Here is a 26,675-nt window from a genome sequence, read left to right on the forward strand (position 1 = left end):
TACAAAGAACAAATCACAAAGAAACGACATAATAAAAAATGAATTTCGAATACTCCAAAAAATCTAAAGAACTTCAAGATAAGCTAAACCATTTTGTAGCTGAACATTTGGTTCCCATTGAAAAGGAAGTAGAGGCTTTTCACCATGACCCTGCGAATGCATGGACAAAGTGGCCGGGCTTGGAAGGTTTAAAACAAAAAGCAAAAGATGCAGGATTATGGAATCTTTTCCTACCAAAGACATATGGGGAATTGAGTCCGGGTTTGACTAATATGGAATATGCTCCGTTGGCGGAAATAATGGGACGAATGTTGTGGTCATCAGAAGTTTTTAATTGTAGTGCTCCTGATACTGGTAATATGGAAGTACTATCAAAATACGGTACTCCTGAACAGCAAGAAAAATGGCTCAAACCATTGTTGAACGGTGACATTAGATCCGCATTCTTGATGACAGAACCAGAAGTTGCTTCGTCAGATGCTACCAATATAGAAACTTCTATAGTAGCCGATGGAGATGAATATGTAATTAATGGCCGCAAATGGTGGTCATCTGGGGCAATGGATCCCAATTGTAAGATTGCGATTGTCATGGGTAAAACTGATTTTGAAGCTCCCAGACATATACAACAAAGTATGGTTTTGGTTCCAATGAATGCACCAGGTTTAAAAGTTATTAGACCCTTAACCGTTTTTGGCTATAATGATTCACCAGAAGGTCATGCTGAGATTTTATTAGATAATGTTCGGGTTCCCAAAGAGAACTTATTGGTAGGCGAGGGGCAGGGTTTTGCCATCGCACAAGGAAGATTAGGTCCTGGTAGAATACATCATTGTATGCGTTTAATTGGTATGGCACAGCGTTCACTAGAAATCATGGCACAACGCACAACACAACGTAAACCTTTTGGACGAACTTTAGATACATACAGTAGTATTCGTCAAGATATAGCCAAATCAGCCTGTGAAATTGAGCAAACAAGGCTCTTAGTGCTGTCCGCAGCCGATAAAATGGATAAACTAGGTAACAAAGAAGCCAAAGATTTGATAGCCATGATCAAAATAGTTACGCCAAGCATGACCTTAAAAGTTGTGGATAGGGCAATACAAATATTGGGCGGATTGGGAGTAAGTAGCGATGTGCCGCTGGCGCATTATTTTGCTGCGGCCAGAACGCTAAGATTGGCTGATGGACCAGATGAGGTGCATATGAGTCAGTTGGGAAAAAATGTGATAAAGAAATACATAAAGTAAATTATTTACGAGCAACAGATAACAAAATGAATTTAAAACCCGTCAGAGAAGGTGAGGAATTAGATAAAATAAGACTCAAGAAATTCTTGCTGGAGCATAACTTGATTACTACCACAAAAGATGAGTTGAAGATCAGTCAATTCTCTAATGGTTTTTCAAACCTTACCTATCTTTTAAATATAGATAACAAAGAGTATGTGTTACGTCGTCCTCCATTTGCAGCTCCAAAACGAGGACATGATATGGGGAGGGAATATAAAGTAATTCACAACTTGAATAAGGTTTTTGATAAAGCGCCTAAGGCATTTGCTTACACCGAGGATATTGAACTCATTGGAGCTCCGTTTTATATAATGAGTAAGGTTTCGGGTGAGATTCTTACGGCAAGGGAAGCACGCAACAGACAAGTTTCTCCCACAGAATTCAAGATAATTTCAAATACCTGGTTAGATACTTTTGTGAAGTTTCATGAAGTGGATTATAAAGCTGCAGGTCTAGATGATTTAGGTAGACCTGTAGGGTATGTAGAAAGACAAGTTACCAATTGGGGTAAGCAATATATGGCTGCTGCAACTGATGATGTACCTACTGCAGAAAAGGTAATGAGGTGGATGCATGATCATCAACCAAAAAAGTATGATCACACTTTGATTCACAATGATTTTAAGTATGACAACGTAGTTTTCAAAGATGATTCATGGAAAGAAATTACAGCTATTTTAGATTGGGAAATGTGCACACTTGGTGATCCATTAATGGATTTGGGCACTTCTTTGGGGTATTGGACAACTGCCGCTGATCCTGATTTTATGAAGAAAGGTCTGCAATCGCCAACAGTGATGGAAGGCAACCCTACTAGAACAGATATCGTGCAGCAATATGCGACAAAAAGCGGTCGAAATATAGATAATCTTACTTTTTATTATGCATACGGACTATTTAAAATAGCGGTAATCGCACAGCAAATATATTATAGGTATAAGCATGGGCATACGAGCGACCCAAAATTTGCTTATCTGAATAAAGCCTCAGAATTATGCTGTAATACAGCTTGGCAAGCAATCCAGAAAAATCAAATTGATAACTTATTCTAGCCTTATGAAAAAACGGTGCTATCTAGAGATCAATGAAAAAGAATTTAGTGCTTTTGTAAAATTGCCAAAAGATAATTCTGTGGTGATGCTTAATTTATTGAAGTTTAAAGAACGGGTTTCGGAAACAGGATTGTCTGGTGCTGATTCTTATAAAGAATATATGAAAAAAGCGACTCCCTTTTTTATAAAAGCAGAGGCAGATATTCTGTTTATGGGTAAAGAAAGCACCATGTTGATAGGTCCGGGAAATGAAGGTTTATGGGATAAAATTTTATTGATAAAATACAATTCAATTTCACATTTTTTAGAAATGATACAATCAGAAGGTTATCCTTCTCATTTAAGAAAACAAGCATTGGAAGATTCTAGGTTAATCCATTGTAGTTGAGAGGTAATGCGATAATTGCTTTTTACATGGTTTGAATAAATAATTCAGAAACACAAAAAGTTAAAAAAGGAACAAATGAATGTAAAGGATAAAGTTGTAATCATAACAGGTGCAGGTAGTGGTATTGGTGCTGCTACAGCAAAGCTATTTGGAACTCATGGAGCAAAAGTCGTTGTTTCTGATATTAATATAGGGAATGCAACGAAAGTTGCCGAAGAAATAAATTTACAAGGTGGTATCGCATCCGCTGTTAAAACCGATGTAACCAAATATGAAGAAGTAAAAAGCTTAGTTGCGGATACGGTAAATAAACATGGTAGTCTTGATGTAATGGTCAATAATGCAGGTATTGGTGGAAAGCACCAAGCAAAAACGGCGGACCATACTGATGATGATTGGCATAATGTAATTGCTGTGAACCAAACGGGCGTCTTTTACTGTATGAAGGTTGCAATAAAGCAAATGCTAATTCAAGGTAAAGGAAACATAGTAAACGTAGCTTCACTTGCCGGCATAAAAGCATCGGGTAACAATTTGTCTTACAGTGCCAGTAAATTTGCGGTTGTAGGTATGACAAAATCAGCAGCATTGGAATATGGTAGAAAAAACATACGTATAAATGCTGTTTGCCCTGGGTTTACTCATTCTGCGCTTTTAGAACAATTATTATCCGTAAGTCCGGATATGGGAGACAAGCTCAAACGTTTTATTCCTATGGGACGCTTTGGGGAAGCAGACGAAATTGCAGAGGCAATCTGCTGGTTGGCATCTGAAAATTCCAAATTTATAACGGGAGAAACTATAACACTTGACGGAGGAACATCACTATAAAAAATATGAATACACTAGAAATAACGTATAAAAAAGAATACGTCATAGTACAAATGAACCGCGGAAAAGTAAATGCGATCAATACCGAAATGGTAAAGGAATTGGCAGATACTTTTCATGATTTAGAAAAAAATGTTGAAGTAAAAGGAGTTATTCTAACGGGGCAGCCCCATTATTTTTCTGCAGGTTTGGATTTAATTGAGTTGTATCAATATGACAAGAACCAAATCACTCATTTTTTCAAAATATTCGGGGCATTATATCTTCAATTGGTACAGTTCAAAAAGCCTTTTATCTCCGCAATTACAGGTCATTCCCCTGCAGGAGGTTGTGTGTTGGCTGTTGCAAGTGATAATAGATATATGGCAGAAGGAGACAAGTATGTAATAGGTCTAAATGAAGTAGCTGTAAATATACAGATCAGTCAAAACCTAACAGAAGCATATGCTTTTTGGATGGGCGAAGGTTTAGCGAGCAGATATATTCTAGAAGGAAAATTATTAACAGGTAAACAAGCTTTAAATGCAGGTCTTGTAGATGAATTGGTGCCTTTAAAAAATGTATTGGAACGCGCTGAGCAGCAAATGAATATATACATGAGGGCAGATCAAGAAATTCTTATAAATACAAAAGCAAAACTTCGCAAACATCTTTGGGATAAATTGGACCTAAACGCTGAAACTTCCTTGAAAGAAGCATCCGAGCTTTGGTGGAAGCCCGAAATACGGGCTAAAATGAAAGCTTATGTTGAAAGCTTTTCCAGCAAGAAATAGCAAAAAAACTAATAAAGAGATTTCTGTAAGCAGAAATTTTAAATGTAAAACTAACACATGAACAAACAATTATTATTTATAAAAAGACCACAAGGTGAAGCTAATGCTTCTACATGGTCATTAGAAACCAATCCCATTCCCGAGATTAGTGATGGAGAAATTTTGATAAAACAACATTATGTTTCGTTAGATCCGGCCATGCGTGGGTGGATGAACGATGCAAGATCGTATATAGCACCAATGGAAATCGGTTCGGTAATGAGAGCGGGTTCTGTAGGTGAGGTGGTTGCTTCTAAAAATCCAAAATTTGAAGTAGGCCAATATGTAGCTGGTACAGGTGGTGTTCAACAATATGCGGTAACGGACGGTAAAGGTTTTTATCCTGTAGACCCCAAATTGGCCCCACTACCTACTTATATCGGTTCCTTGGGAATGCCGGGAATGACCGCTTTTTTTGGAATACAGGAAGTAGGAAAGATTAAAGAAGGAGATATAGTTGTTGTTTCGGGAGCTGCGGGTGCCGTTGGAAGTATAGTAGGGCAAATTGCCAAGATAAAAGGCTGCCACGTAGTAGGTATAGCAGGTGGTGCCAAAAAATGCAAATACGTAGTTGATGAACTTGGCTTTGATGCCTGCATAGACTATAAAAATGAAGATGTTAAAGAAAGATTAAAAGTGGAATGCCCAAAAGGGTTGGACGTCTATTTTGATAACGTTGGGGGTGAAATTTTAGATGCTGCACTTGGAAGATTACGGCTACATGCTAGAATCGTTATTTGCGGAGCTATTTCTCAATACAATAATAAAGAAGCGGTAAAAGGACCAAGTAATTATCTGTCGCTTTTGGTAAATCGTGCTAGTATGACCGGTATTGTAGTTTTTGATTGGGCAGATAGATATAAAGAAGGCGCTGAGCAATTAGGTAAATGGATGGCACAAGGGAAAATCAAAAGTCGCGAAGACATTTATGAAGGAATTGAAAACTTTCCAGAAACGTACAACAGACTTTTCTCAGGTGAGAAAATGGGAAAATTGGTATTGAAGGTAATTGAATAATCCCTTTCAAAAGCAGAACGTCTAAGACATCAAAGTTTAAATACGTAAAGCAAAGGGCGAAAACAAAAAACTGAAAAATGAAAGCAATACGATGTAAAACATACGGTCCACCATCTACTTTGGTATTAGAAGAAGTTGATAACTTAAAGCCGGGAGCAAAGGAAGTTTTAGTAGAAGTGAAAGCATGCGGATTAAATTTTCCGGATACCCTTATAATACAAGGTTTATATCAATTTAAACCAGAATTACCTTTTACGCCAGGTAGTGATGTAGCGGGAGTTGTGAAGCAAGTAGGTGAAGGTGTTACTCATTTAAAAGTAGGTCAAGAAGTATTTGGTTTTGTTGCTCATGGTGGTCTTGCAGAAGAAGTTTTGGTACCGGCAAATGCCTGTTTCCCTAAACCACCCCAAATGAATTTTCCAACAGCCGCCTCATTTTTAATGGCCTATGGTACTTCCTACCATGCGCTAAAAGATAGAGGAGTATTGGCAGTAGGAGAAACCCTTCTGGTTTTGGGAGCATCTGGAGGCGTAGGGCTTGCAGCTGTAGAATTAGGTAAATTAATGGGGGCAAAGGTTATTGCTGCAGCTTCAACAGATGAAAAGTTGGCATTATGCAAGGAATATGGTGCCGATGAAATCATAAATTATACAACGCAAGATTTAAAAACAACCATTAAAGAGCTTACAAAAGGTAAAGGAGTAAATGTTGTATACGATCCGGTAGGTGGTTCGTATTCTGAAGCAGCTTTTCGTGGTATTGCTAGAAACGGTAGATATCTGGTAGTAGGTTTTGCTGCTGGCGATATTCCAAAAATACCATTAAATCTTCCTTTGTTAAAAGAAGCGGCAGTAGTTGGTGTTTTTTGGGGGGCTTTTGCAATGAAGAACGCTAAGACAAATATGGAAAATACAATGGCCCTGATGAAATGGCACGCAGAAGGTAAATTGAAACCACACATTCACGCTATTTATGATCTGGAAGATACTTCAAAAGCAATGGAAGAAATGACCAATAGAAAAGTTAGGGGTAAACTGATTGTAAAAGTTGATTAGTGTTTTTCATGAAACACGCTGTATAAAGTTGAAATCTAGTTAATTCTTATATGAATAAACAAGTAACAACAAAAACTATAAAAATGAGATTAAAAAATAAAATAGCAGTAGTAACGGGAGGATCAAGAGGAATAGGTCAAGCCATATCTGAACTGTTCGCCAAAGAAGGGGCGACGGTAATTATCGTAGACCTTTTGCCACAGGGGCAAGAAGTAGCTGATGCTATCAGTTCTAATGGAGGCAAAGCGGAATTCCATATTGTTTCCGTGACAGATAAATCTGCTATAGAAAAACTTTTTGCCGAAATCCATCAAAAGTATGGCAGCCTGGATATTTTAATTAATAATGCAGGTATTACTAGAGATAGAACACTTGAAAAAATGAGTGAGGCAGAATTTGATTCCGTTGTTGAGGTGAACTTAAAAGGTGTCTTTTTATGTACACAAGCCGCTGCCGTTTATATGAAAGCTAACAAGTATGGTAGAATTGTTAGTGCAGCATCTAACGTGGGGTTACGAGGTAATTTTGGTCAAACAAATTATGCAGCCACTAAGGCGGGTGTCATTGCGATGTCAAAAACATGGACAATGGAACTGGGTAAACACGGTATAACGGCAAACGCAGTTGCGCCAGGATTTACCATGACTGATATGGTAGCTAAAATTCCCGAAGAACACTTTGCAGCTATAAAAGACAGCATACCTTTAAAAACAGTAGCTCAACCTATTGATATTGCCTATGGTTATCTGTATCTGGCCTCAGATGAGGCACGCTTCGTTTCGGGCATTTGCTTAACAATTGATGGCGGAACTTCACGATAAGATTATGGCAAAGCTAGAAATTCAAAATTTCAAAGAATTTAGAAAGTTAGAAGGAAAGCAATTGCCAGATGGCGACTGGATGATTGTTACCCAAGAGATGATTAATGATTTTGCGAAAGCAACGGGAGATTTTCAATGGATACACGTTGATGTTGAAAAAGCAAGGAAACACTCACCCTTTAAAAAACCGGTAGCCCATGGTTTCATGTCGGTATCGTTGCTTTCAAAAATGCTGGAAGATGCTATTCATGTCAAATCAGCTCAAATGGGAGTAAATTATGGGCTGAATAAAGTCCGTTTTCCTAGTCCCGTTTTAGTCGATAGTAGACTACGACTGGTGGGAAGCATATCAAATATTGAAAATTATGGCGATACCGGGTTAAAAGTGACTTGGCACTGTACAATTGAGATTGAAGGCTCTGAAAAACCAGCGTGTGCTGCTGAATTTTTGAGTTTAATGTTTGAGTGACCCTTTTTTAGGGGCTTTCCCAATGGTGCTTTTTAAATGATTAACTAAAACAAAATACAAACAAATGACTAGACTGTTCGATCTTCTTTATCATCAATTAGAACATCATCCACTTGACAAATCATTAAATGGTAGGGATACAAATGGAAATTGGCGATCATATAGTTCCAGGGAGGTCGTTGAAGCTGCCGAACAAGCTGCTTCAGGTTTGTTGGAATTGGGTTTACGGCCCGGTGACAAGGTTGGTTTGGTAGTCTATAAGAACAGACCGGAATTTGTGATTATGGATTTCGCTATTCAGATTGTAGGAATGGTGAGCATTCCACTTTACCCTACTATTAGCGTAGGGGAGTATGAGTATATCTTAAATGAAGCCGAAGTAAAAGCTGCTTTTTGTGGTGCGGGTGATTTGTTTGATAAGTTAACCGAATCTAAAAATAAGGTAAATAGTTTAGAGCATATTTTTACTTTTGATGAGCATCCGAAGGGAAGGTTTTGGAAAACTATTTTTAATTCAAAACAGATTGAGAGAATTAGTCAAATAAAAAAAGGTATTGGAGCTCAAGACTTAGCCACTATAATTTATACATCTGGTACAACAGGAAATCCCAAAGGAGTGATGCTTACGCACACAAATATTATGCATGTGGTAAGAGAAACTACACAACATATGGCAGCTAAAACAGGAGACCAAGTGTTAAGTTTTTTACCAATGTGCCATATTTTTGAAAGAGCGGTCCTATTCGTATATATTCAGAAAAGTACGAACATATTTTTTGCAGGAACTGATAATCTAAGTGGCCCTGATGGGGATTTGGCCTCTGTAAAACCTGCAACATTTGCCACGGTTCCTAGATTATTAGAGAAAGTATACGAAGCTATTTATAACAAAGGACTTTCACTAGAAGGATCAAAGAAAAAACTTTTTTTCTGGGCATTGGCATTAACCGATGATTGGGAACCCAATCAAAAACTATCTTTAGGAAAAAAAATAAAATGGAAAATTGCCGATAAGCTGATTTTTAGCAAATGGAGAGAAGCTTTGGGTGGCAACATTAATGCTATCGTAACTGGCGCAGCTCCTTGTCCGGTTAAGATTATGCGTGTTTTTTGTGCAGCGGGCATTCCAATTCGTGAAGGCTATGGACTAACCGAAACATCACCTACATTGACCGTTAATACCATGGAACCAGATGGCGTAATGTTAGGTACAGCCGGGCCAATAATAGATGGTGTTGAAATACTTATTGATCAAGAAAGTGGAGATTACCAAGAAGGCGAAGGAGAAATTTTAGCTCATGGTCCAAATGTAATGTTAGGCTACTACAAAAAATCAGAAGTTAATGCACAGGTTTTCTGTGAAAAAAACAATAAACGTTGGTTTAGAACGGGAGATATAGGCAAGTTGGTAAAAGGGCCATCAGGTCGTGAGTATTTAAAGATTACAGATAGAAAAAAAGAACTTTTAAAAACCTCTGGTGGAAAATATGTGGCTCCGGCACCGATAGAAAACAGATTGCGTGAAGAATTTTTGATAGAGCAAATGATGGTAATTGGTGATAAACAAAAATTCGTTTCTGCATTAATTGTTCCTGCCGAAGAAGCTCTTAGAAACTACTGCCATAAAAAAGAGATTAATTGGACTAGTTTAGAGGAGATCATTCTACATAAAAAAGTGATAAAAAAGTATCAAAAAATAATTGATAAATACAATCCGGAGTTCAGTCACGTTGAGCAAGTAAAAAAGTTTAAACTTATTTCTACTCCATGGCTTCCTGTTCACGAAAATGGGTCAGATGCAGAATTAACACCTACACTCAAATTAAAGCGTAGAGTAATAAGAGAAAAGTTCAAAATTGAGATTGCCGATATCTACAAGGAATAGGTATAAAAAAGAATATTAGAAGTTTGGAATAAACCAGGGAAAAACTTTAGGTTACCAATATTAATAGGGGCTATAATATGTGCGATTGTTTCATCTTATTGTAGGTTACTTACCTTTAAGATTCCAAGAGGTGTACTATACTAGTACTAGTATGATTAACCTATATTCTAATGCTCCAGAGAATTTAGGTATTCATTAATAAGATCAATACCCTCTGTATGTTTTATACTAGTGCCAACTAGTGGCATGAAATACCCAGGTATTTGCGTGCCCATTCTATCGGTAATTTGTGTTCGTTCCAAGTAAATGTTACTTTCCTCGAGAGAGCTTTCGAAAGTAAAAGTGAATTTATCTCCAAAATCTCTATTGTAAGAGCCTCCTTTTTGATGACAATGTGCACAATTTACATCTAAGTATGCCCGAGCACGTTCTTCTAAGGGTAAATTTGTATCTGACCAATCAGGAAGGACAGGGATTTCTGAAACATCGGGAGCCCCAACTAGCATATTGTTATCTTTAAAGAACTGAAGAATATTTTGACCTCTATGCTCAAAATTCATAGCCCTTGCTTTTGGTCCAATGGGTATGATTTTTCCATTGAGTTCATGACATTGTATGCACATGGTATTTGAAGGAACCACATAATCTATGGTTTTCGAAATTCCTAGACTATCAACCCAATCTACCTGTAGGTTATGTGCATCATCATCTAAAACAGCATCTGTCTGATCTTCATTCCAAAAATAATTCCGAACCAACCATTGTCCCTTTTTTTTAATCAAAACTCTTGTCTCAATACATTTTTTTCCTAATGAAGGGTCTCTTTCGTCTTTCAGATAATAGAAGGTTTTAGCAAGTATTGTATTATCGGGAAAATCTAATAAATTACCTCCCTTATAGGTAATTTGCTTGTCCTCTGGTAAAGCCACAACGCGAAGTTTATATGAATAGTCAGTGAATAGGGGAGTACTCATACCATACTCAAATACATTATCATTGAGCTGTAAATCGGACATATTATCTTTAAACAGCTTTAGTTCAGATAATCTGGGTAAAAATTCAGGTACGGCGTAAACCTTCACGGTTGGATTGCCATACGGGTTATTACCGGCAGAAAGTTCATCTTCATTATTTAGACCATCATTATCACAATCACCAGCTAACCATATGAAGTTAGATGAATTAAACGAGGAATATTCCGATGTATGTGGAGGGTCGCAAGGGTTGTTTTTATCCGTACCATTTATTACTTCTTCGCTATCGAAAATTCCATCTCCATCCGTATCAATATCGTAATCTTCAAAATCACCGGAGTAATCCGTGTTACACGAATGAATTCCAACAAGCAAAATGACCAACATAAGTATGAAGGGTAGCTTTGAGCTTTCTGTTTTATTCATTTTGATGTGTTTAAAAAACTCTCAAACATGTTAGTATCATTCTGAGAATATGGTATTTATTTTTGTAATAGTATTTTAAAAATCAGTCTTTTACCTTTATTGGTTTCAAAATTCAGAAAATAAATTTGACCTGAACTCAAGGTTTCTATAGGTATCTCGTATAACCCATTTGAAACTACATCTTTAGCATTATAAATACCTACTATTCTTCCGGAGGAATCATAAAGATAAATTTTAGTAACCTTAACCAAATCAATACCATTATCTATTATTCTAACCCGGGCTACGTCTTTGGCAGGGTTTTTCATTAGTATACCAATAATATTTTCATTCTCTTTGTTTGCATCTTCAACAATAATGGTAGTGCTCTGCGTATGAGTCAACCCATTGTTGTCTTTTACGGTTAAAGAGATTTCATATGAACCTTTTTCACTAAAAACATGACTAAATTCTATCTCGGAAGAAATTGTGGGCCCATCGTCAAAACTCCACGAATAATCTGTTATTTCAACGTCATCTGTAGAATTTGAAGCAGAAAAAACGACTTTTAACGGAGCAGTACCATTTTCAGGACTTGCATTGATTAGAGCAACGGGGTTCTGATTTAGGTTCTTGTTAACCGTAATATTTAGACTGGTCGTATTTTTATGTCCATCTATATCCTTAACAGTCAATTCTACGTTGTATACACCGGCATTTACAAAGGTGTGTTTTGGATTTGATTGAGTAGAGGTTGCGGAACCATCTTTAAAATCCCATAGATAGCTAACTATGGCTTTATCATCAATTGATTTGTCACCTGAAAAAGTTACGTCTAATGGAGCCGCTCCGCTCGTTGGTATTGCACTGGCAACTGCTATAGGGGCAGTATTTGCCTCTGCTAATATTTCAATGGCCGAAACTTTGGGACTATTTACTCCACCTGTACCCGGCAGTGAAGTAAAATTCAGATTAATTTCACCATCTGAAATAGTAATCATGAATGATTTTGCTATGGCAGCCTCGGCACCTGTATCAGCAAAAATATCGTAATTGTCCAAAACTAGATTATCTTCGATATTTACATCAAAAATCCGTTTTCCAATACCACCTTCAGTACCACCCATTGCACCATAATAAATTTCAGCAAAATGCAGTATTACCTCGTACTTTCCATTGGGAACGGGAATTTTATAATTCAAATCACGTTTTGAGTCAAAGCGTTCAGTTTGATATAAAGGAGTTACTTGAGCACTAGAATTAGTATAAGTTTGTCCGTTAAAATAATAATGATCTGCTACAAAGAGATTACCCTCGTAGCTTATTTCAGGTCCGCCAACATTAATTCTATAGGGAAATGTTAACTTATCTCCTTCTATAGGTTCAAAAACTACAATTTTTCCATTTAAAGTTCCTGCCCATATAGTACCGGGAAATATCTCATAATCGCCATTACAAGTAAGACCCAAGGCGTTACCGCCGATTCCCTCTAAAAACGTGGATGTAAATTTCTTTGAGGTACCATCAGCATTTAGTTCTACCCTCCTTATAATCCCTTGACTTGAACCGGCAAGGAGATTTCCTTTGAGAGCTTCATTAAAATTAGAGGCAGTATATTCATCAATACTATTTGTATTCGTAGTCCAAGTAGTAATAGCGTTATCATCTAACCCGTCAGGGTTTGTGACTCCTGGGCCACGCCAATCTCCCTCTACACTATTAGCTGTTACAACTGGTGGCCAATTTGCCGGTAATGCAATACTTGCATTGGTAGTGGAACCTGGAGTAGAGCCATCCGGGTCGTATATTTTTGTTCTAAATATGGACCCGTTCGTTCCCAAATTTTCGGGAGCTGTGAATAGACCGGCACCTATTGGATTTGCTCTTGTAGGATTGGGATGACCTCCATAAAAACTCCCAAAATTATACTGGTCTTTGTTCGTGGTTATTAATTGTAAATGGTCCAGATTGTTCATAAACTCACCGTCACTAGCTGCTGATTCAGAATTACTACCTATTTCCTTTACATTATAGGCGTTGGTTACATTAGAGTTTCCTTCATTTACCGGAAGACCGCCCCACCCGCCATTAGCTCCGTTATCTGTGGCGTAAACCGCGCCAGATTTGGTTATTACTAAATCATATGGGTTACGGTAACCTGGAGAAAAAATCTGCACTGGTCCATCTGGAACGATAATTGCCTGGTTTAAGCCATCATTACCACCCCAAGGGTCATTTTTGTCTACACCGTTATATGCTGGGTTGTTCGGATCAATTATGCCATTAACATTCGGTCTGGAAGGATCATCTAAAGTAGGAAGGTCATAAATGTAACTACGCCCGTTATCATCAAGTACTGGCATTTTTTTTATAGCTGTTAAGTTTATGGAAAGTATGGCTCCTGACAAGGCATATTCACATAAATAGCTGAAATTCATGGATGGCGAACCACCATTTGCATGCCCACCTTGCGCCACAATTAGATAATCTATACCATTAATTGTAGTAAATTCAAGTCCGTTAGTTGCATGGTTTTCTTCTGACCTAGGTAATCCTCTTACCAAATCTATAACATCCCACGCACTACCATTCCATGTAAGTTGGGTAATTACGCCAGAGTTGGTATCAAGATCAACATCTCCAAAGCCACCATCAGATCCCGACCCGACCCGATAATCACTTGAGGTTACGTATAAGACAGGGTTTTCCGCTGTTCCAGTAACGGCTAAACCAGTTGACTCTCTGCTGTTACAATTTGCTGAAGGACCGCTACATGGAGTGCCATCGTCATCATGGTTTGTTATATTCTTTACCCATGCAATAGTTTCCTTTGCGGTTACTACATAATTATCGGACGCATTTCGTTTGACAGTTAAGGCATAAATTGTTCCTGAATATTCCAATACATATAAACGACCATCAGGCCCAAAACTCAAGGAAGTAGTTATAGGAGCCGTACCAAAACCATTAAAGTTTAAGTTGCTCTTTTCAAAATCTATTTGAGCATGTACAGGGTTGGAAATTAAACCAATAGAAATACATAAAAATAGGCCCAGAAAGAATTGTAGACTACTAAAGCAGGGGTTTTTCAAGGTCAATTTCATTTAAAAAAATCAATTTTAAACAATTGGCAGCTATCGATCTTATCGTAAACAATCAATAAAAATGTAAAAATAGTAGCATTGAAATTCTTAAAAAATGACGCATGTCATAAAACTAAATTTGCTGCACTTTTAACGGTTCCGAGCAAAAATATGTGTCCATTTTATAGTTTGAAGTAACATATGTCACATATAGATGACTTTTGGTTAAGGATTTGGTTGTTTCTTTAGACCTTTCATTTTTATCATAAAATTTCATCTACATGACCTAGGTCATTCTCTAAGCTATGCACCTTGTCTAATTTTGGTCTTATATAATTGTTTAACTAAAAATTAGAATTATGTCACTAGCGAAATTTAACAAAAGGCCATGGGGAAACCTTATCACCCCGGATTTTTTCAACAGCGATGATTTTTTTAATGGTGGTTCCTGGTTGAATACAATTCAAGAACCTGCCATGAACGTTAAAGAAAACGATGATAATTTTGAAATTGAACTTGCTGCTCCCGGGTATGACAAGAAAGATTTTAATGTAAGTATTGAGAATGGATGCCTGAATATTTCAGCGGAAAATTCAAACTCAAAAGAAGAGGAAGAAGATACTTATAGCCGGAAGGAGTTTAGTTATACTTCTTTTCAAAAATCGCTCCGGTTACCAGAAAGTGTATTGGACGATAAAATAAAAGCTACCTACAAGGATGGCGTACTAAAATTTAAATTGGCAAAAAAAGAAGAAGCAAAAAAACACACTCCTAAAACGGTGGAAATTTCATAATAAGCACTAATCATTACAAATGCCTTCTTATCAAAACTTATATGCGTCCATGTAGGTAAGTTTGATTTGAGGGCATTATTTTTTTATACATTTTTCTTTCCTAAATTTATGTGGCCCAAGTGTCATTGATTACACCATAATTGTTTTATTAGGATTTCAAACGCTATTTTAAAAGTATTATACCTGTGTTCATATGACATATATCACAGGTATACTGGGTAATATGCGGTAATTTGTACACTAGTTCGTATTCTCTTAGTAAAAAAATGTATTATGATTAAGCAACTGGTATGGCTTATCTTATTTATAGGGCTCACTGGAGATTCAATTTCCAGCGTTACCACCCTTCATTATGACATTGTAATGAAAGATAAGGTAATAGGCAGTTTAGACACCCATAAAAGAACAAAGGGTGACCTCACAACTTATGAAAGTTTCACGAGTATCAAAACCAAACTATTAACAAAAATAGAAGTAGACTATAAATATGATGTAGCCTTCAACAAATCTTTACTCAGAAAGGCAAAAGTCAGTATTGTTGTTAATAACAAACAGCATGCGGAAACCAGTACTTTATGGAAGGACCAACAATACCAAATTATTAAGAACAATAAGGAAAGTAGTATTCAGGACCCTATTCAATATACTACCATCTTAATGTATTTTAAAGAACCCAAGCAAATAAAGCATTGCTATTCAGAACAAGATGGTACTATGAATACCATTATACCTCTCGGAAATAATAGTTACAAGAAAATTAATGCGAACGGTAAAGAGAACATTTACTTTTATAAAAATGGTACTTTGCAAAAAGCTAGTATTGATGGGGGTCTGGTAGATTTTGAATTAATACTACGTGAATAAGTCTTATATTTTACTAAGCCAATCCATGAAAAGACTTTTTTTGAAGTAACCAAATCACGTCTTACAAATGACCATTGCACTTTTTATTTATTTTTCATTGGCCTTGTTCATGGTTATAAGGCTTTTGCTCTATGGCATACGTCCTACAAAGACATTGGGATGGCTTTTGGCCATTTTCACCATTCCCGTAGGTGGAATGTTATTTTACTTTGTTTTGGGTCGTAATAGGCGGAAAAACAAGTTTTATAGGCTTAAGAAAACGGAGGAAATATCAGCCTATCTTAAAACTGTTGAAGATTATTATGATGATGTTGACAAAAATGAAGATTTAAATATTCCCCCTCCAATCAAGAGCCATATTAAATTGGTAAAGCTAATTGCCAAAAACTCCAATTTTTTACCCAGTCTTGGTAATGAGATTACCATATTAAAAGATGGTCCAGCAACCTTTGAAGCCATTTTTAAAGCTTTGGAAAGTGCCCGTAAATTTATACACATTCAATATTATATTTTTGAGGAAGGAGAATTGGCAAATCGGTTTTTGACCCTATTACGGCAAAAAAAGAAGGAAGGTGTAGAAATTAGATTTTTGTATGATGGTTTGGGAAGCAATACGTTAAGTAAATCCTATTTAAATGATTTGGTTAATGCGGGTATAGAGGTATATAGTTTTTTACCCATTAGGTTTAAGCGGTTGCTGTCTTCCATTAATTATAGGAACCATAGGAAAATAGTAATCGTAGATGGTCATATTGCGTTTACCGGAGGTATTAACGTATCCGATAAGTATATTCATGGAGACCCTGTATTAGGGGTTTGGCATGATATGCACTTACGGTTGGAGGGGCCTATTGTAAATAGTTTGCAAGCGGTATTTGCCATGGATTGGAATTTTGCCAGTGGTAAGGATGACATTCTAACGTTAAGTTATTTTTCCGCAATTCCTAAAGTAGGCACTTCAATTGTACAAACGGTTTCAAGCGGTCCCGATTCTGATTTTTCATCTGTACACCAACTTTATTTTTCCTTGATCAATAGGGCAAAAAAATATGTGTACATCGTAAACCCCTATATTATTCCAGGGGAAGCACTTATGGAAGCATTACAAGTTGCAGCTTTAGGCGGAGTTGATGTTAGGATTCTGCTTTCTTCCAATTCGGATAGTTATTTAGTGAAATGGAGCGTGCAATCTTACTTTGAGGCTTTTTTAGAAGCGGGAATTAAGATATATCAATATCCAGATGGTTTCCTTCATAGTAAAGTAATGTTCTCGGATGATCAATTAACGACAATAGGTACGGCTAATTTGGATGTTAGGAGCTTTGAACAGAACTATGAGGTAAATGTATTGGCCTATGATAAAGAGCTTACACAGCAGCTAAAGCATGATTTTTTGAACGATTGTAAAATAAGCCATCAATTAGATTATTCAGAATTCAAGAAAAGACGGAAACTGGACCGTTTAAAAGAAGGCTTCGCTAAAGTCTTTAGTCCAGTTTTATAATATGGTAATGATTTATATCCTCTTTTAATAGCGGTCTGTTTCGTATATTGATAAACCAAGAAAAGTTTAAAATGAATATAGGTCTTGTTTTATCTGGAGGAGGAATAAGGGGTGTTGCGCATATAGGAGCTATCAAGGCCTTGGAAGAGTATGGGATTTTTCCGACCCATATTTCAGGAACCAGTGCCGGAGCTATTGTTGGAGCATTGTACGCAAGTGGGGCCAATTGGTCAGAGATACTTCATTTTTTTAAGACCATTCCTTTATTTCGTACTAAGAAATACGCACGTAGCAAGCCTGGTTTTTTAGACACTGAAAAGTACTATGAAAACTTCAAGCAATTTTTTCCCGAAGACGACTTTGGAGCGTTAAAAAAACCACTTTACGTTACCGGTACGGATATTATTAGAGGAAAACTCAAAATATTTCACAAAGGACAGGTTATACGGCCCGTACTTGCTTCGGCTTCATTTCCGGGAATGTTCACACCCATAAAAATCGGAGATGCATATTATGTAGATGGGGGAGTATTGAACAATTTTCCTATTGAACCGCTTAAAAATAACTGCGATAAAATTATTGGGAGCTATGTAAATCCTCTTAAGAAAATCAGAATTGAAGATTTAAAACATTCGTATACCGTAGTTGAACGGGCATATAAGCTAAAGTCTGCATCTGAGTCCTTACTGAAGTTTAGTGAATGTGATATGATTATCTTACCGGAAGGTCTATCGGAATTTGGAACGTTTGAAATGAATAGTGTTGATGTAATATTTGATTTGGGTTATTTGGCAGCTAAAAAAATCCTCGATAAAAATGGAGGTGTACTCTAAAATAGAGGAACCTAATTTGGTATGTACTGGAATACTAAATCTTAAACATGATTTTTGTCATGTTTCTATAAGGTTGACAATCATATATTTGATACACAACCTAACATGGACACTGTTATCTCAAAATCAATCGACAAGGTATTTTGGCCAAATTATTTGGTCTGGATTATTATGCTCGTTTTTTTAGGATTTATTTATCAATTGGGTCTTCTGTTTTTCTTCAATATAGTCTACTTTGTAAGACTCTTATCTCTTTCGCAATGGTAGAAAAAATCACAGATAACGATCTCTTTAAGGGTATTTTTGAATCTTCGGTAGAAGGTATATTGGTGGTAGCTAAAAATGGTCGTATTTTCAAGGCTAATGCTTCAGTTGAAAAAATGTTCGGTTACAAGTCAGGAGAACTATTGCAAAAAAATGTAGAAGAGCTGGTTCCTCAAGAACTTAAGAAATCTCACACAAGCTTCCGAAGAGATTTTTCGAAAGCACCTACAAGTAGGGCAATGGGAAGAGGAGGAGATTTATGGGGGCTTAAAAAAGATGGAACTAAAATACCTTTGGAAATAAGCCTTAATCCTACAAAAATTAATGACGAGCTTGTTGTTATTGCGTTTGTAATTGATATAACGGATAGATATTTGGCTTTAAAGAAAGCAGCCATTAATATAGAAAAAATGAATGAGGCTCAAAGCCTTGCGCATGTGGGTAGTTGGGTCTGGAACCTGCAAACAAATGAAAGAAGTTGGTCTGACGAGTTCTATAGGATATGTGGTTTGTACCCGGGCGATGAGCGACTTACGGCTAACACCGCATCAGAATTTATTCACCCGGAAGATCGCAAATCTACTGCAGAAGCTGTTGCTTTCGCAATAAATAACCGTAAGCCTTTTTCATATAAAAAAAGAATAGTTAGAACAGATGGTGCTATACGATATATAATGGCTCATGGTAGGGCCTCTTATGATGATAAAGGTACTCCGTTGGAGTGGTTTGGAACAATTCAGGATATTACTGAACAAAGAAATACCGAACAACTATTAGAGGATAATTTGTCTAAAAATAGAGCTCTTTTGGAAGCATTACCGGATATGATGTTCATTTTAGATCATGAAGGCAAATTTTTGGACTGTTATGCCCCAGAACCAGAAAAACTTTTTGCACCTCCAGCTTCTCTAATTGGGGGGCATATAAAGGAATTATTGCCTCAGCATATTTTTAAGGCTGTCCGAGAGGGAATGGATAAAGCCATACGTACGAATGCAATTGAATTTGTTGAGTATGAGTTTGAACTAGAAAATGTTAGACATTTTTACGAGGGTAGAATTGTACCTATGGGCAAAAACAAACTTCTGACCATCATTAGAGATATTACGGAAGAAAAATCTATAGAAAATATCCTTTATGTCCGTAATCGGGCTTTGGCGGCAACCGCAAACGGAATTATTATCTGCGATGCACGAAAGCCTGATTTTCCTATAATTTACGGTAACGAGGCTTTTACAACAACAACTGGTTATGAAAAGGAAGATTTTATGGGGAAGAACTGTCGTTTCTTACAAGGTGATGATAGGGGCCAGGCGGAAATTGAAATAATGTCTAAAGCTGTCAAAAAGGGTGAAGATTGCAGTGTAATATTACGTAATTATAAAAAAGACGGTTCTTTATTCTGGAATGAAATTAGTATAACGCCCATTTACAATTCCAAAAGAGTGCTAACTCATTTTGTTGGTGTACAGAATAATGTTACTGCCCATAAAGTAGAGGAAATATTTAAAATAGGGCAGTCTCATGTTATGGATATGATTATTCAACATGAACCTTTAAAAAGTATAGCCTTTAAGATTATAGAAATTATAGAAACAGCTATTCCGAACTGTAAGGGTTCCATTCTTTTATTGGATAAGGATTCTGGTAGATTAGAGAAATTGGCAGCACCAAGTCTTTCGGAAACTTATACACATGCTTTAGAAAAGATGTTCGTAGCGCCAGATAATGGATCTAGTGGTACGGCCGCATATTTAAAAGAGGAAGTAATTGTTTTAGACACGTTGAGCGATCCTCTCTGGAAATCATTTAGAGAATTGGCTTTGAAGGATAATATAAGTGCATGTTGGTCTTTTCCTATATTTTCTACCAATAAGGAATTACTGGGCACTTTTGCTATCTATTTTCCGATTTCAAAAAAACCGTTGGATACAGAAAAAGAAATCATTTATATTATTACCCAAGCTATTAGCGTGGCTATAGAACAACATAATGCCAGTGTTGCATTAAAAAACAGTAAAGAGGAACTTTTTTATTATGCAGAGTCTTTAGAAAATAAAGTAGCCGATCGTACGGTAGAGCTAAAGGATATGGTTCAAAAATTAGTAGAATCCAACTTAAGCCTAGAAGATCAAATTCAAATTACAAAATCAGCGGAGAACAGTGCTATTACCAGTCAAAAGTTATTGGAGACTATTTTTAAAAATTTCCCTGGTGGTTTTGTTGGAGTAGTTGATCTAGATTTACGCGTCGTATTTCTTGAAGGTGAAGATTTGGAAGCCCTTGGTTTTAAAGAATCAATACATGTTGGTGATACAATAGATGATTTAGAAGTAGTGGCTGCTGATGTCCGAAAAAAAGTAACGCAAAAAATTAAAAAAACCTTAAAGGGAGAGCACTGCACTTTTGAATTGATAATTCAGGAAAAATCTTATCTGGTCAATACTACACCATTGTTCAATGAAGACAGGGAAGTTGAACAGGCGTTAGTGGTTTATAACAATATTTCTGACCAGAAAAGGGTAGAAGTAGAGATTAGGAATACACTAGAGAAAGAAAAAGAGCTTAATGAGCTAAAATCTCGCTTTATCTCAATGGCTTCCCACGAATTTAGAACTCCCTTAAGTGCCATTCTGTCGGCAACAAATCTTATAGAGAGACAAAATGAAGCAGGTCTGGAAGAGAAGAGATTGAAGTATATAACTAAAATCAAGACAAGCATAAAAAACCTTGTAGCTATTCTAAACGACTTTTTGTCCTTAAGCAAATTAGAGGAAGGAAAAGTAATAGCAATACCTACTAAATTTGATTTTGTTGAATTCTCTAATTCGTTGCTAGAAGAGATTTCAGGAATCAAAAAACAAGGACAGGTAATAAATGTCATCAATAACAAGCCTATGATAGAAGTAGGGCTTGACATTAAATTACTGAGGCATATTGTATACAATTTGGTATCAAATGCTATTAAATATTCGGACGATAACACAAAAATCACCCTAAAAATAGAATCCATTGGTACCAAGCTTTTTATAGAGGTTACAGATCAAGGTATTGGTATTCCTGCCGAGGACCAAGGCTATCTGTTTCAGCGTTTTTATAGAGCAAAAAACGCAACTAATTTTCAGGGTACTGGCTTAGGGTTGAATATCGTAAGGCAGTATGTGCTCTTAATGGAGGGTAATATTAGTTTTCAAAGCGAGCTTGACCAAGGCACAACATTTACCGTAGAACTCCCCTTAAATCTATTGAAAAATGAAAAAAGTACTACTTATTGAAGACAATTTAGATGTACGCGAAATGACCGCGGAAATTCTAGAACTTGAAAATTATGAAGTATCTACTGCAAAAAACGGTAGGATTGGCATAGAAAAAGCAAAATCTTTTATGCCCGATGTTATCCTATGCGATATAATGATGCCCGTTGTAGATGGCTATAGTGTTTTCAAAGAATTAAATGAAGATGAATCTACCGCTAGCATTCCTTTTATTTTCTTAACGGCGAAATCTGAAAAATCGGATTTCCGTAAGGGAATGACCATGGGTGCAGACGATTATTTGACTAAGCCATTTGAGGCACAGGATTTAGTAGAAGCTATAGAGGCAAGGCTCAAAAGAAGTTCTTTTTTACGGAAAGAATTTTCAAGAAATGTTAAAGGCATTAATGAATTTATTAAAGAAGCTTCAAAATATCAAAACTTAAAAGACCTTTCGGATAATCGGGATTTGTCTCATTATAAAGCTAAGGAAGAGATTTTTTCAGAAGGAAGTATGGCGCATAGTTTATATTTTATTCAAAGTGGAGAAGTCAAAACATACAAGCATAATGAAAATGGTAAAGAGTATGTGACCGGTATGTTCAAAGCTGGAGATTTTATAGGTCAACTCTGTGTTCTAGGAGATTCTGGACTGTACACAGAAACAGCAGTAGCACTTAATAATTGTGAGATATGCAGTATTCCTAAGAATGATTTTACACAATTATTATTCAATAATAAAGAGGTTTCACATAAATTCATTGGTATGGTATCCAACAATGTGCTTCACATGCAAGAACAGCTTATGGGTATGGCTTTTGATTCGGTTAGGAAAAGAGCAGCTACTGCACTTCTGGAATTGTATGACAAAGGTCTTATTAAAGATGGTGATTTAGGCATAAGTATATCCAGAGAGGATTTTGCAGGTTTGATAGGTACGGCCACGGAAACCGCTATACGGGTACTCTCTAGTTTTAAGGATAAAGGATTAATTCAATTAGGGGAGTCACGTAGAATTATACTTTCAGATAAAAAGCAATTACAGCAAGTTGCAGATTTTGGGTGATGTTCAAAGATTAGTATCTTAGGCAACTAAGCAGTACACTGTGCTGAACATTACCTTGTTGTAGCTAAAGTTTAGTCTTGTGAAGTCTTTAATTACCGTAATAATAGATGGAAGAACCACATTTTTTGAACCACGTTTTTAAAGCCGATGAATTTTCTGTTGAAGAACTGGAAAACATTATCCCAAAATTTAAAAAAGTTGTTTTTTCTAAAAATGATTATTTATTGGAAGAGGGTAAAACAGAGAACGATTATTGGTTTGTAGAGCGTGGTTTTGCCCGATCTTATGTGGTAGATACGGAAGGCAAAGACATCACTACGAATTTTTATTCCGAAGGCGATATTATTATTGATTGGACATCTTTTTTTCTCAGAAACCCCACTAGAGAAAATATTCAGGCTTTGACGGACTGTGTTTGTTGGCAATTAGATTTCAATACTTTTCAAGAACTCTTTCATGGAATACGAAGCTTTAGGGAACAAGGCCGTACTACGCTGGTAAATAGTTACTTCTCGTTAAAAAATCAAAGTGTTTCAATGATAGCGGATCAAGCATTAGAGCGTTACAAAAAGTTGTTAAAGGATAAACCACATATTGTGCAAAATATATCCCTTAAACATATTGCTACTTATTTAGGGGTAACGGACACTTCTCTAAGTCGTATTCGCAAAGAAATTTCTGGAGGATAGCTTTTCTTGCCTTATGACAAGTTTTATTTTTTTTAGTGCCGCTACCTTAGCGGTATTGAATAGTTACAAAATAAAACTTCTACTAAATGGAAAACTTACAAGACTTTATATTATTGTTTCGGGTACTGCCTAGCAACCAACCGCCATCCTCTGAAGAAATTACTGATATGAATCAGAAATGGAGTGAGTTTATAGGTGGTATTGCCACTCAAGCAAAGTTGATTAACGCAACCAGATTAGCTTTTGATGGTATTTTAATAGACGAAAATCTAAGTGTTGTTCCGCACCCTAAAATTGTTGATAATGAAATCTTAAGCGGAACCATGACAATTAAGGCCGCCACGATAAATGAAGCAAGTGCTATGGCCAAAAAATGCCCTATACTTGTTTTGGGAGGTTCGGTAGAAGTACGGTGTATCATATCAATGGAATCTTAAAAACCACTGTATTATGAAAACAATTTTTGATATTAAAACAATAGACGAACTGAAGGCGAGAATTAGTTCTTTACAGGCTAATTCCCCTGCGCAATGGGGAGAGATGGATGCATACCAAATGCTTAAACACTGTACCTTGAGCGAAGAAATGTTTCAGGGCAAAAAACAATATAAACGACTTTTTATCGGTAGGTTGTTTGGTGGTATGGCGTTACGTGGTATTCTAAAAGACCAGAAACCAATGAAAAAAAATCAACCAACACATCCGGAATTCAAAATAAAAGGTACTGGGAACTTTGAAAATGAAAAGGAAAAATGGATGGGTTTATTACAAGATTATGCATCATTTTCAAGCCCTCATATTATCCATCCGTTTTTTGGAAAAATGACATCGGACCAGATAGGAATCTATGTTTATAAACATACAGATCATCATTTAACACAGTTTGGTTATTAAGCAAAGATCATGTTACGGATTCTATTTGTTATTGTTACCCTTCTTGCTCTTATCATATTCTATTTTGGAATAGGTAAGAATAGAAGGGTTTTGGTTACCAGTCTGGTATGGTTGCTTTTTATGGGATTAATTTCATACAACGGCTACCTGGAGAATACTGATGCCAAACCACCGCGGTTTTTATTTGTAATGGTAGCTACTGCTTTTGTAGTTATGATTATTTATAAATCAGTTGATAAGAGTAATATCAAAATTGGTTTTTTAACTGCCGTTCATACGGTGAGAGTACCAGTAGAACTATTTCTTTTTGAATTATACTTACAGGAACAAATACCGGCTTTGATGACCTTCAAGGGATGGAATTTTGATATTCTAATAGGTATATTTTCCTTTTTTATCCTTTTTTATTTGGTTTACAATAAAAAGAACCTACCTAGGTTTATGATGTTGTTGTGGAATATTATTGGGCTACTGTTTTTAGCAACTATAGTTTTCCTTGCTGTTTTTTCCGCTCCATTGCCTATTCAACAATTCGCGTTTGATCAACCCAATATAGCAGTTGTGCAATTCCCCTATGTTTTCCTGCCAACCCTTATTGTACCTGTTGTTTTTTTATCACATCTTTTGAGTATAAAAAAGCTTCTTTACAGATACCCATTAGCTGATGCCCAAAGGAAGTAAATAGTAAAAGATAAAATTGTAGCGTGTTATATGAGCGATTTTATATTAGCAAATAACTAATACATAAAATCTATTGTTTGCGTCTTAACTTATGAAGTATAGTTAATCCTTTGCTTAAAGCAAGGTCTACTGCCAATTGTTTAACAGTAAAACTAGCCGTACTGGCCATATTAACAGGATTGAGGTGACCTTTTGTGCTTTTTAGGTCAAATTTTAGGCTCTCTTTTGCAATCTCTTTTTGGAGCTTTAAAATTTTTAAATCGTTTTCTATTTCGGCAAAAGAGCTATATTTTTTTGTCATGGCGTATTAAAAAAATGTTTAGAGAAATTACGCAATAACGGTCTGTGCAAAATATGTCTAAACAAATAGAACATAATGGCAATTACAACGTAAAAAGTTCCCACAATTAAAAACCCGCTATAAAAGTCTCCCATAGCCTCATTAATAGCTATAGAAACTCCAAGGGAAAACATAAAAACAGCAAGAAATAGAATAGCGCCAATACATAAAGATTGAGTTATTGACGCAACTGAACCTGTAAGAACTTTAAAGATTCTTAGTTTGTAGTACTCCTCACTAATTTCTATATAAGACCTCACATCTGTATCTACATCAATGAGGTCTTTTTTCAATGCTTCAAATGCCATAATGCATTATTTATGTAGTTGAGCGTTTTTCTTTTTTAGGTCTTCTAGTTTTCGCTCCAGAGTAGCGATGATGTCGTCTGCTTTATAGCTCATGTTGCTAATAGTCTCATCTAATTTGTGCTCAAACTCTTCTTTCTTCTCGTTAGCTGATTTTGTCAGCTCATCTTTAGCGTGTGATACGCGGTCCGTTAAGTCATGTGTGGCATCCAAAGCTCTATCTTTTATTTTATGTCTGGTTTCTATCCCTTTTTCGGGAGCATATAAAATTCCGAAGCCTGCACCAATTGCTGCTCCCGTTAATAATGCTAGAAGTACATTTCCACTATCGTTTGACATGATTTCTGATTTTTAATTAATACTCTTTATATACAACAAAATTAGCGTAGTTAATTTTTGGATATCATGACCTAGGTCAGGAAAATTAAAAATATCTACTTGTAATTTAGCTGCAGAGAATGCCCCGACCCAAATATTTGCTATCTCTAAATTAAAATGAATATGAACGTCCCAAAAACAGAACAAAAGCAAGTTTTTTTAAAGTCGTATAGTCAAATTGTAGCCTTAGCAGAAGCCCTTAAAATTGTTCGGCAACTTGATCTTAATCAAATGTCTGTTTCCGTTATAGGTAATCTTGGAGAGGATTATATAAATGATGATTCAGGGTTGACCACGGTTACCGATGAACTACAACTTTTTTTTAAAGGAATTTTAGGTGGGAGTACGGATTTCGATACTTTTTATAACCCGGAACTAGGTAGGCTTTTTGTGGTTGGTTTTTTAGTTTCAACCTTTAAAAACACGGTTGGTAAAAGAGCTATTGGAGTATTGTCCGGAGGACCTTATGGTATATTAAGAGGACTTGGGGTAAAGGAAGCGGAAGCCGTTTCCAGCGTAAAAAAATTAAACGATGGAACTTATCTTCTAGTAGCTAGAGGAGACCGTAGGACCATTGATAAGTTGCAAAAAGAACTTACGAACTGAACGCATAAAATCAGATGTGGTTTCTTGAATACCGATCAGGCTTATGGCCTAAAAGCGATTTAATTTTTATGGCTGACCTAGGTCATAGTTTTCCAACATATTTAGCAGCATATTTA

General features: G+C 36.3%; 26 protein-coding genes. 21 read left to right on the forward strand and 5 right to left on the reverse strand.

The window, feature by feature from the left end:
• Positions 1-38 precede the first annotated feature (38 nt).
• The 10 genes from KO521_RS01010 (at position 39) to KO521_RS01055 (ending at position 9,625) form a co-directional block, all read left to right on the forward strand.
• The gene (locus KO521_RS01010; RefSeq protein WP_215938063.1) at positions 39-1,253 is read left to right on the forward strand and encodes an acyl-CoA dehydrogenase family protein; all 1,215 of its coding nucleotides are present in this window, start codon (positions 39-41) and stop codon (positions 1,251-1,253) included.
• A gap of 26 nt (positions 1,254-1,279) precedes the next feature.
• Positions 1,280-2,347 (forward strand): phosphotransferase family protein, encoded by a 1,068-nt coding sequence (locus KO521_RS01015; protein ID WP_215938064.1) that lies wholly within the window; start codon positions 1,280-1,282, stop codon positions 2,345-2,347.
• Between the two features lie 4 nt (positions 2,348-2,351).
• Complete coding sequence (locus tag KO521_RS01020) at positions 2,352-2,735, forward strand: DUF1330 domain-containing protein (protein ID WP_215938065.1); 384 nt, start codon at positions 2,352-2,354, stop codon at positions 2,733-2,735.
• Positions 2,736-2,810: 75 nt separating this feature from the next.
• Positions 2,811-3,566: an SDR family NAD(P)-dependent oxidoreductase gene (locus KO521_RS01025; RefSeq protein WP_215938066.1), complete on the forward strand. Its 756-nt coding sequence runs from the start codon at positions 2,811-2,813 to the stop codon at positions 3,564-3,566.
• A 5-nt stretch (positions 3,567-3,571) separates the two neighbouring features.
• The gene (locus KO521_RS01030) at positions 3,572-4,339 is read left to right on the forward strand and encodes an enoyl-CoA hydratase/isomerase family protein (protein WP_215938067.1); all 768 of its coding nucleotides are present in this window, start codon (positions 3,572-3,574) and stop codon (positions 4,337-4,339) included.
• Positions 4,340-4,396: 57 nt separating this feature from the next.
• Entirely contained in the window at positions 4,397-5,395 is a 999-nt protein-coding gene (locus KO521_RS01035) for an NADP-dependent oxidoreductase (protein ID WP_215938068.1), read from the forward strand.
• 77 nt (positions 5,396-5,472) lie between these two features.
• Entirely contained in the window at positions 5,473-6,450 is a 978-nt protein-coding gene (locus KO521_RS01040; RefSeq protein ID WP_215938069.1) for an NADPH:quinone oxidoreductase family protein, read from the forward strand.
• 83 nt (positions 6,451-6,533) lie between these two features.
• Entirely contained in the window at positions 6,534-7,271 is a 738-nt protein-coding gene (locus KO521_RS01045) for an SDR family NAD(P)-dependent oxidoreductase (RefSeq protein WP_215938070.1), read from the forward strand.
• Positions 7,272-7,275: 4 nt separating this feature from the next.
• Positions 7,276-7,740: a MaoC family dehydratase gene (locus tag KO521_RS01050; protein WP_215938071.1), complete on the forward strand. Its 465-nt coding sequence runs from the start codon at positions 7,276-7,278 to the stop codon at positions 7,738-7,740.
• A gap of 64 nt (positions 7,741-7,804) precedes the next feature.
• Positions 7,805-9,625 (forward strand): AMP-dependent synthetase/ligase, encoded by a 1,821-nt coding sequence (locus tag KO521_RS01055; protein ID WP_215938072.1) that lies wholly within the window; start codon positions 7,805-7,807, stop codon positions 9,623-9,625.
• 167 nt (positions 9,626-9,792) lie between these two features.
• Here the strand turns inward: KO521_RS01055 and KO521_RS01060 are convergent, their stop codons facing one another.
• Entirely contained in the window at positions 9,793-11,025 is a 1,233-nt protein-coding gene (locus KO521_RS01060; RefSeq protein WP_215938073.1) for a hypothetical protein, read from the reverse strand.
• Positions 11,026-11,081: 56 nt separating this feature from the next.
• Complete coding sequence (locus tag KO521_RS01065) at positions 11,082-14,108, reverse strand: PKD domain-containing protein (protein ID WP_215938074.1); 3,027 nt, start codon at positions 14,106-14,108, stop codon at positions 11,082-11,084.
• Positions 14,109-14,446: 338 nt separating this feature from the next.
• Between KO521_RS01065 and KO521_RS01070 the strand changes: the two genes are divergently transcribed.
• The 10 genes from KO521_RS01070 (at position 14,447) to KO521_RS01115 (ending at position 24,930) form a co-directional block, all read left to right on the forward strand.
• Entirely contained in the window at positions 14,447-14,881 is a 435-nt protein-coding gene (locus KO521_RS01070) for an Hsp20/alpha crystallin family protein (RefSeq protein ID WP_215938075.1), read from the forward strand.
• A gap of 273 nt (positions 14,882-15,154) precedes the next feature.
• Entirely contained in the window at positions 15,155-15,745 is a 591-nt protein-coding gene (locus KO521_RS01075) for a DUF6134 family protein (protein WP_215938076.1), read from the forward strand.
• Positions 15,746-15,812: 67 nt separating this feature from the next.
• Entirely contained in the window at positions 15,813-17,249 is a 1,437-nt protein-coding gene (cls, locus tag KO521_RS01080) for a cardiolipin synthase (RefSeq protein ID WP_215938077.1), read from the forward strand.
• A gap of 71 nt (positions 17,250-17,320) precedes the next feature.
• Positions 17,321-18,082 (forward strand): patatin-like phospholipase family protein, encoded by a 762-nt coding sequence (locus KO521_RS01085; protein ID WP_215938078.1) that lies wholly within the window; start codon positions 17,321-17,323, stop codon positions 18,080-18,082.
• A 260-nt stretch (positions 18,083-18,342) separates the two neighbouring features.
• Positions 18,343-21,621 carry a PAS domain S-box protein gene (locus tag KO521_RS01090; RefSeq protein ID WP_215938079.1) on the forward strand — a complete coding sequence of 1,093 codons (3,279 nt, stop codon included), beginning with the start codon at positions 18,343-18,345 and terminating at the stop codon, positions 21,619-21,621.
• On the forward strand, positions 21,599-22,666 hold the full coding sequence (locus KO521_RS01095; RefSeq protein ID WP_215938080.1) for a response regulator: 1,068 nt from the start codon (positions 21,599-21,601) through the stop codon (positions 22,664-22,666). Before KO521_RS01090 ends, KO521_RS01095 begins: the two co-directional genes overlap by 23 nt.
• Before the next feature lie 107 nt (positions 22,667-22,773).
• Positions 22,774-23,355 (forward strand): Crp/Fnr family transcriptional regulator, encoded by a 582-nt coding sequence (locus tag KO521_RS01100; protein ID WP_215938081.1) that lies wholly within the window; start codon positions 22,774-22,776, stop codon positions 23,353-23,355.
• A gap of 86 nt (positions 23,356-23,441) precedes the next feature.
• On the forward strand, positions 23,442-23,792 hold the full coding sequence (locus tag KO521_RS01105; RefSeq protein WP_215938082.1) for a YciI family protein: 351 nt from the start codon (positions 23,442-23,444) through the stop codon (positions 23,790-23,792).
• A 13-nt stretch (positions 23,793-23,805) separates the two neighbouring features.
• Positions 23,806-24,249, forward strand: a complete 444-nt coding sequence (locus KO521_RS01110; RefSeq protein WP_215938083.1) for a DUF1569 domain-containing protein — start codon at positions 23,806-23,808, stop codon at positions 24,247-24,249.
• A 9-nt stretch (positions 24,250-24,258) separates the two neighbouring features.
• Positions 24,259-24,930, forward strand: coding sequence for a hypothetical protein (locus KO521_RS01115; RefSeq protein WP_215938084.1), 672 nt, complete (start codon positions 24,259-24,261; stop codon positions 24,928-24,930).
• Positions 24,931-25,000: 70 nt separating this feature from the next.
• Here KO521_RS01115 and KO521_RS01120 read toward each other — a convergent pair whose 3' ends face one another.
• Genes KO521_RS01120 through KO521_RS01130 form a run of 3 tightly spaced genes read right to left on the reverse strand, consistent with a single transcriptional unit; the run spans position 25,001 to position 25,914 of the window.
• Positions 25,001-25,231, reverse strand: coding sequence for a DUF6327 family protein (locus tag KO521_RS01120; protein WP_215938085.1), 231 nt, complete (start codon positions 25,229-25,231; stop codon positions 25,001-25,003).
• A complete protein-coding gene (locus tag KO521_RS01125) occupies positions 25,228-25,578 on the reverse strand; it encodes a hypothetical protein (RefSeq protein ID WP_215938086.1) in 351 nt (116 codons plus the stop codon). The genes KO521_RS01120 and KO521_RS01125 overlap by 4 nt, the downstream gene beginning before the upstream one ends.
• Before the next feature lie 6 nt (positions 25,579-25,584).
• Positions 25,585-25,914: a YtxH domain-containing protein gene (locus KO521_RS01130; RefSeq protein WP_215938087.1), complete on the reverse strand. Its 330-nt coding sequence runs from the start codon at positions 25,912-25,914 to the stop codon at positions 25,585-25,587.
• A 162-nt stretch (positions 25,915-26,076) separates the two neighbouring features.
• Between KO521_RS01130 and KO521_RS01135 the strand changes: the two genes are divergently transcribed.
• A complete protein-coding gene (locus KO521_RS01135; protein WP_215938088.1) occupies positions 26,077-26,559 on the forward strand; it encodes a hypothetical protein in 483 nt (160 codons plus the stop codon).
• Positions 26,560-26,675: the final 116 nt, after the last annotated feature.

The sequence above is a fragment of the Zobellia uliginosa genome (assembly GCF_018860745.1).
GTDB lineage: Bacteria > Bacteroidota > Bacteroidia > Flavobacteriales > Flavobacteriaceae > Zobellia > Zobellia uliginosa_B.

Bases quoted from the DNA above. Each gene is read 5' to 3' on its own strand.
- KO521_RS01045 (WP_215938070.1), top strand. From the start codon at position 6,534: ATGAGATTAAAAAATAAAATAGCAGTAGTAACGGGAGGATCAAGAGGA.
- cls (WP_215938077.1), top strand. From the start codon at position 15,813: ATGACCATTGCACTTTTTATTTATTTTTCATTGGCCTTGTTCATGGTT.
- KO521_RS01050 (WP_215938071.1), top strand. From the start codon at position 7,276: ATGGCAAAGCTAGAAATTCAAAATTTCAAAGAATTTAGAAAGTTAGAA.
- KO521_RS01075 (WP_215938076.1), top strand. From the start codon at position 15,155: ATGATTAAGCAACTGGTATGGCTTATCTTATTTATAGGGCTCACTGGA.
- KO521_RS01020 (WP_215938065.1), top strand. From the start codon at position 2,352: ATGAAAAAACGGTGCTATCTAGAGATCAATGAAAAAGAATTTAGTGCT.
- KO521_RS01030 (WP_215938067.1), top strand. From the start codon at position 3,572: ATGAATACACTAGAAATAACGTATAAAAAAGAATACGTCATAGTACAA.
- KO521_RS01095 (WP_215938080.1), top strand. From the start codon at position 21,599: ATGAAAAAAGTACTACTTATTGAAGACAATTTAGATGTACGCGAAATG.
- KO521_RS01110 (WP_215938083.1), top strand. From the start codon at position 23,806: ATGAAAACAATTTTTGATATTAAAACAATAGACGAACTGAAGGCGAGA.
- KO521_RS01125 (WP_215938086.1), bottom strand. From the start codon at position 25,578: ATGGCATTTGAAGCATTGAAAAAAGACCTCATTGATGTAGATACAGAT.
- KO521_RS01065 (WP_215938074.1), bottom strand. From the start codon at position 14,108: ATGAAATTGACCTTGAAAAACCCCTGCTTTAGTAGTCTACAATTCTTT.
- KO521_RS01130 (WP_215938087.1), bottom strand. From the start codon at position 25,914: ATGTCAAACGATAGTGGAAATGTACTTCTAGCATTATTAACGGGAGCA.
- KO521_RS01135 (WP_215938088.1), top strand. From the start codon at position 26,077: ATGAACGTCCCAAAAACAGAACAAAAGCAAGTTTTTTTAAAGTCGTAT.
- KO521_RS01025 (WP_215938066.1), top strand. From the start codon at position 2,811: ATGAATGTAAAGGATAAAGTTGTAATCATAACAGGTGCAGGTAGTGGT.
- KO521_RS01070 (WP_215938075.1), top strand. From the start codon at position 14,447: ATGTCACTAGCGAAATTTAACAAAAGGCCATGGGGAAACCTTATCACC.
- KO521_RS01055 (WP_215938072.1), top strand. From the start codon at position 7,805: ATGACTAGACTGTTCGATCTTCTTTATCATCAATTAGAACATCATCCA.
- KO521_RS01100 (WP_215938081.1), top strand. From the start codon at position 22,774: ATGGAAGAACCACATTTTTTGAACCACGTTTTTAAAGCCGATGAATTT.
- KO521_RS01115 (WP_215938084.1), top strand. From the start codon at position 24,259: ATGTTACGGATTCTATTTGTTATTGTTACCCTTCTTGCTCTTATCATA.
- KO521_RS01060 (WP_215938073.1), bottom strand. From the start codon at position 11,025: ATGAATAAAACAGAAAGCTCAAAGCTACCCTTCATACTTATGTTGGTC.
- KO521_RS01035 (WP_215938068.1), top strand. From the start codon at position 4,397: ATGAACAAACAATTATTATTTATAAAAAGACCACAAGGTGAAGCTAAT.
- KO521_RS01015 (WP_215938064.1), top strand. From the start codon at position 1,280: ATGAATTTAAAACCCGTCAGAGAAGGTGAGGAATTAGATAAAATAAGA.
- KO521_RS01040 (WP_215938069.1), top strand. From the start codon at position 5,473: ATGAAAGCAATACGATGTAAAACATACGGTCCACCATCTACTTTGGTA.
- KO521_RS01105 (WP_215938082.1), top strand. From the start codon at position 23,442: ATGGAAAACTTACAAGACTTTATATTATTGTTTCGGGTACTGCCTAGC.
- KO521_RS01085 (WP_215938078.1), top strand. From the start codon at position 17,321: ATGAATATAGGTCTTGTTTTATCTGGAGGAGGAATAAGGGGTGTTGCG.
- KO521_RS01010 (WP_215938063.1), top strand. From the start codon at position 39: ATGAATTTCGAATACTCCAAAAAATCTAAAGAACTTCAAGATAAGCTA.
- KO521_RS01120 (WP_215938085.1), bottom strand. From the start codon at position 25,231: ATGACAAAAAAATATAGCTCTTTTGCCGAAATAGAAAACGATTTAAAA.
- KO521_RS01090 (WP_215938079.1), top strand. From the start codon at position 18,343: ATGGTAGAAAAAATCACAGATAACGATCTCTTTAAGGGTATTTTTGAA.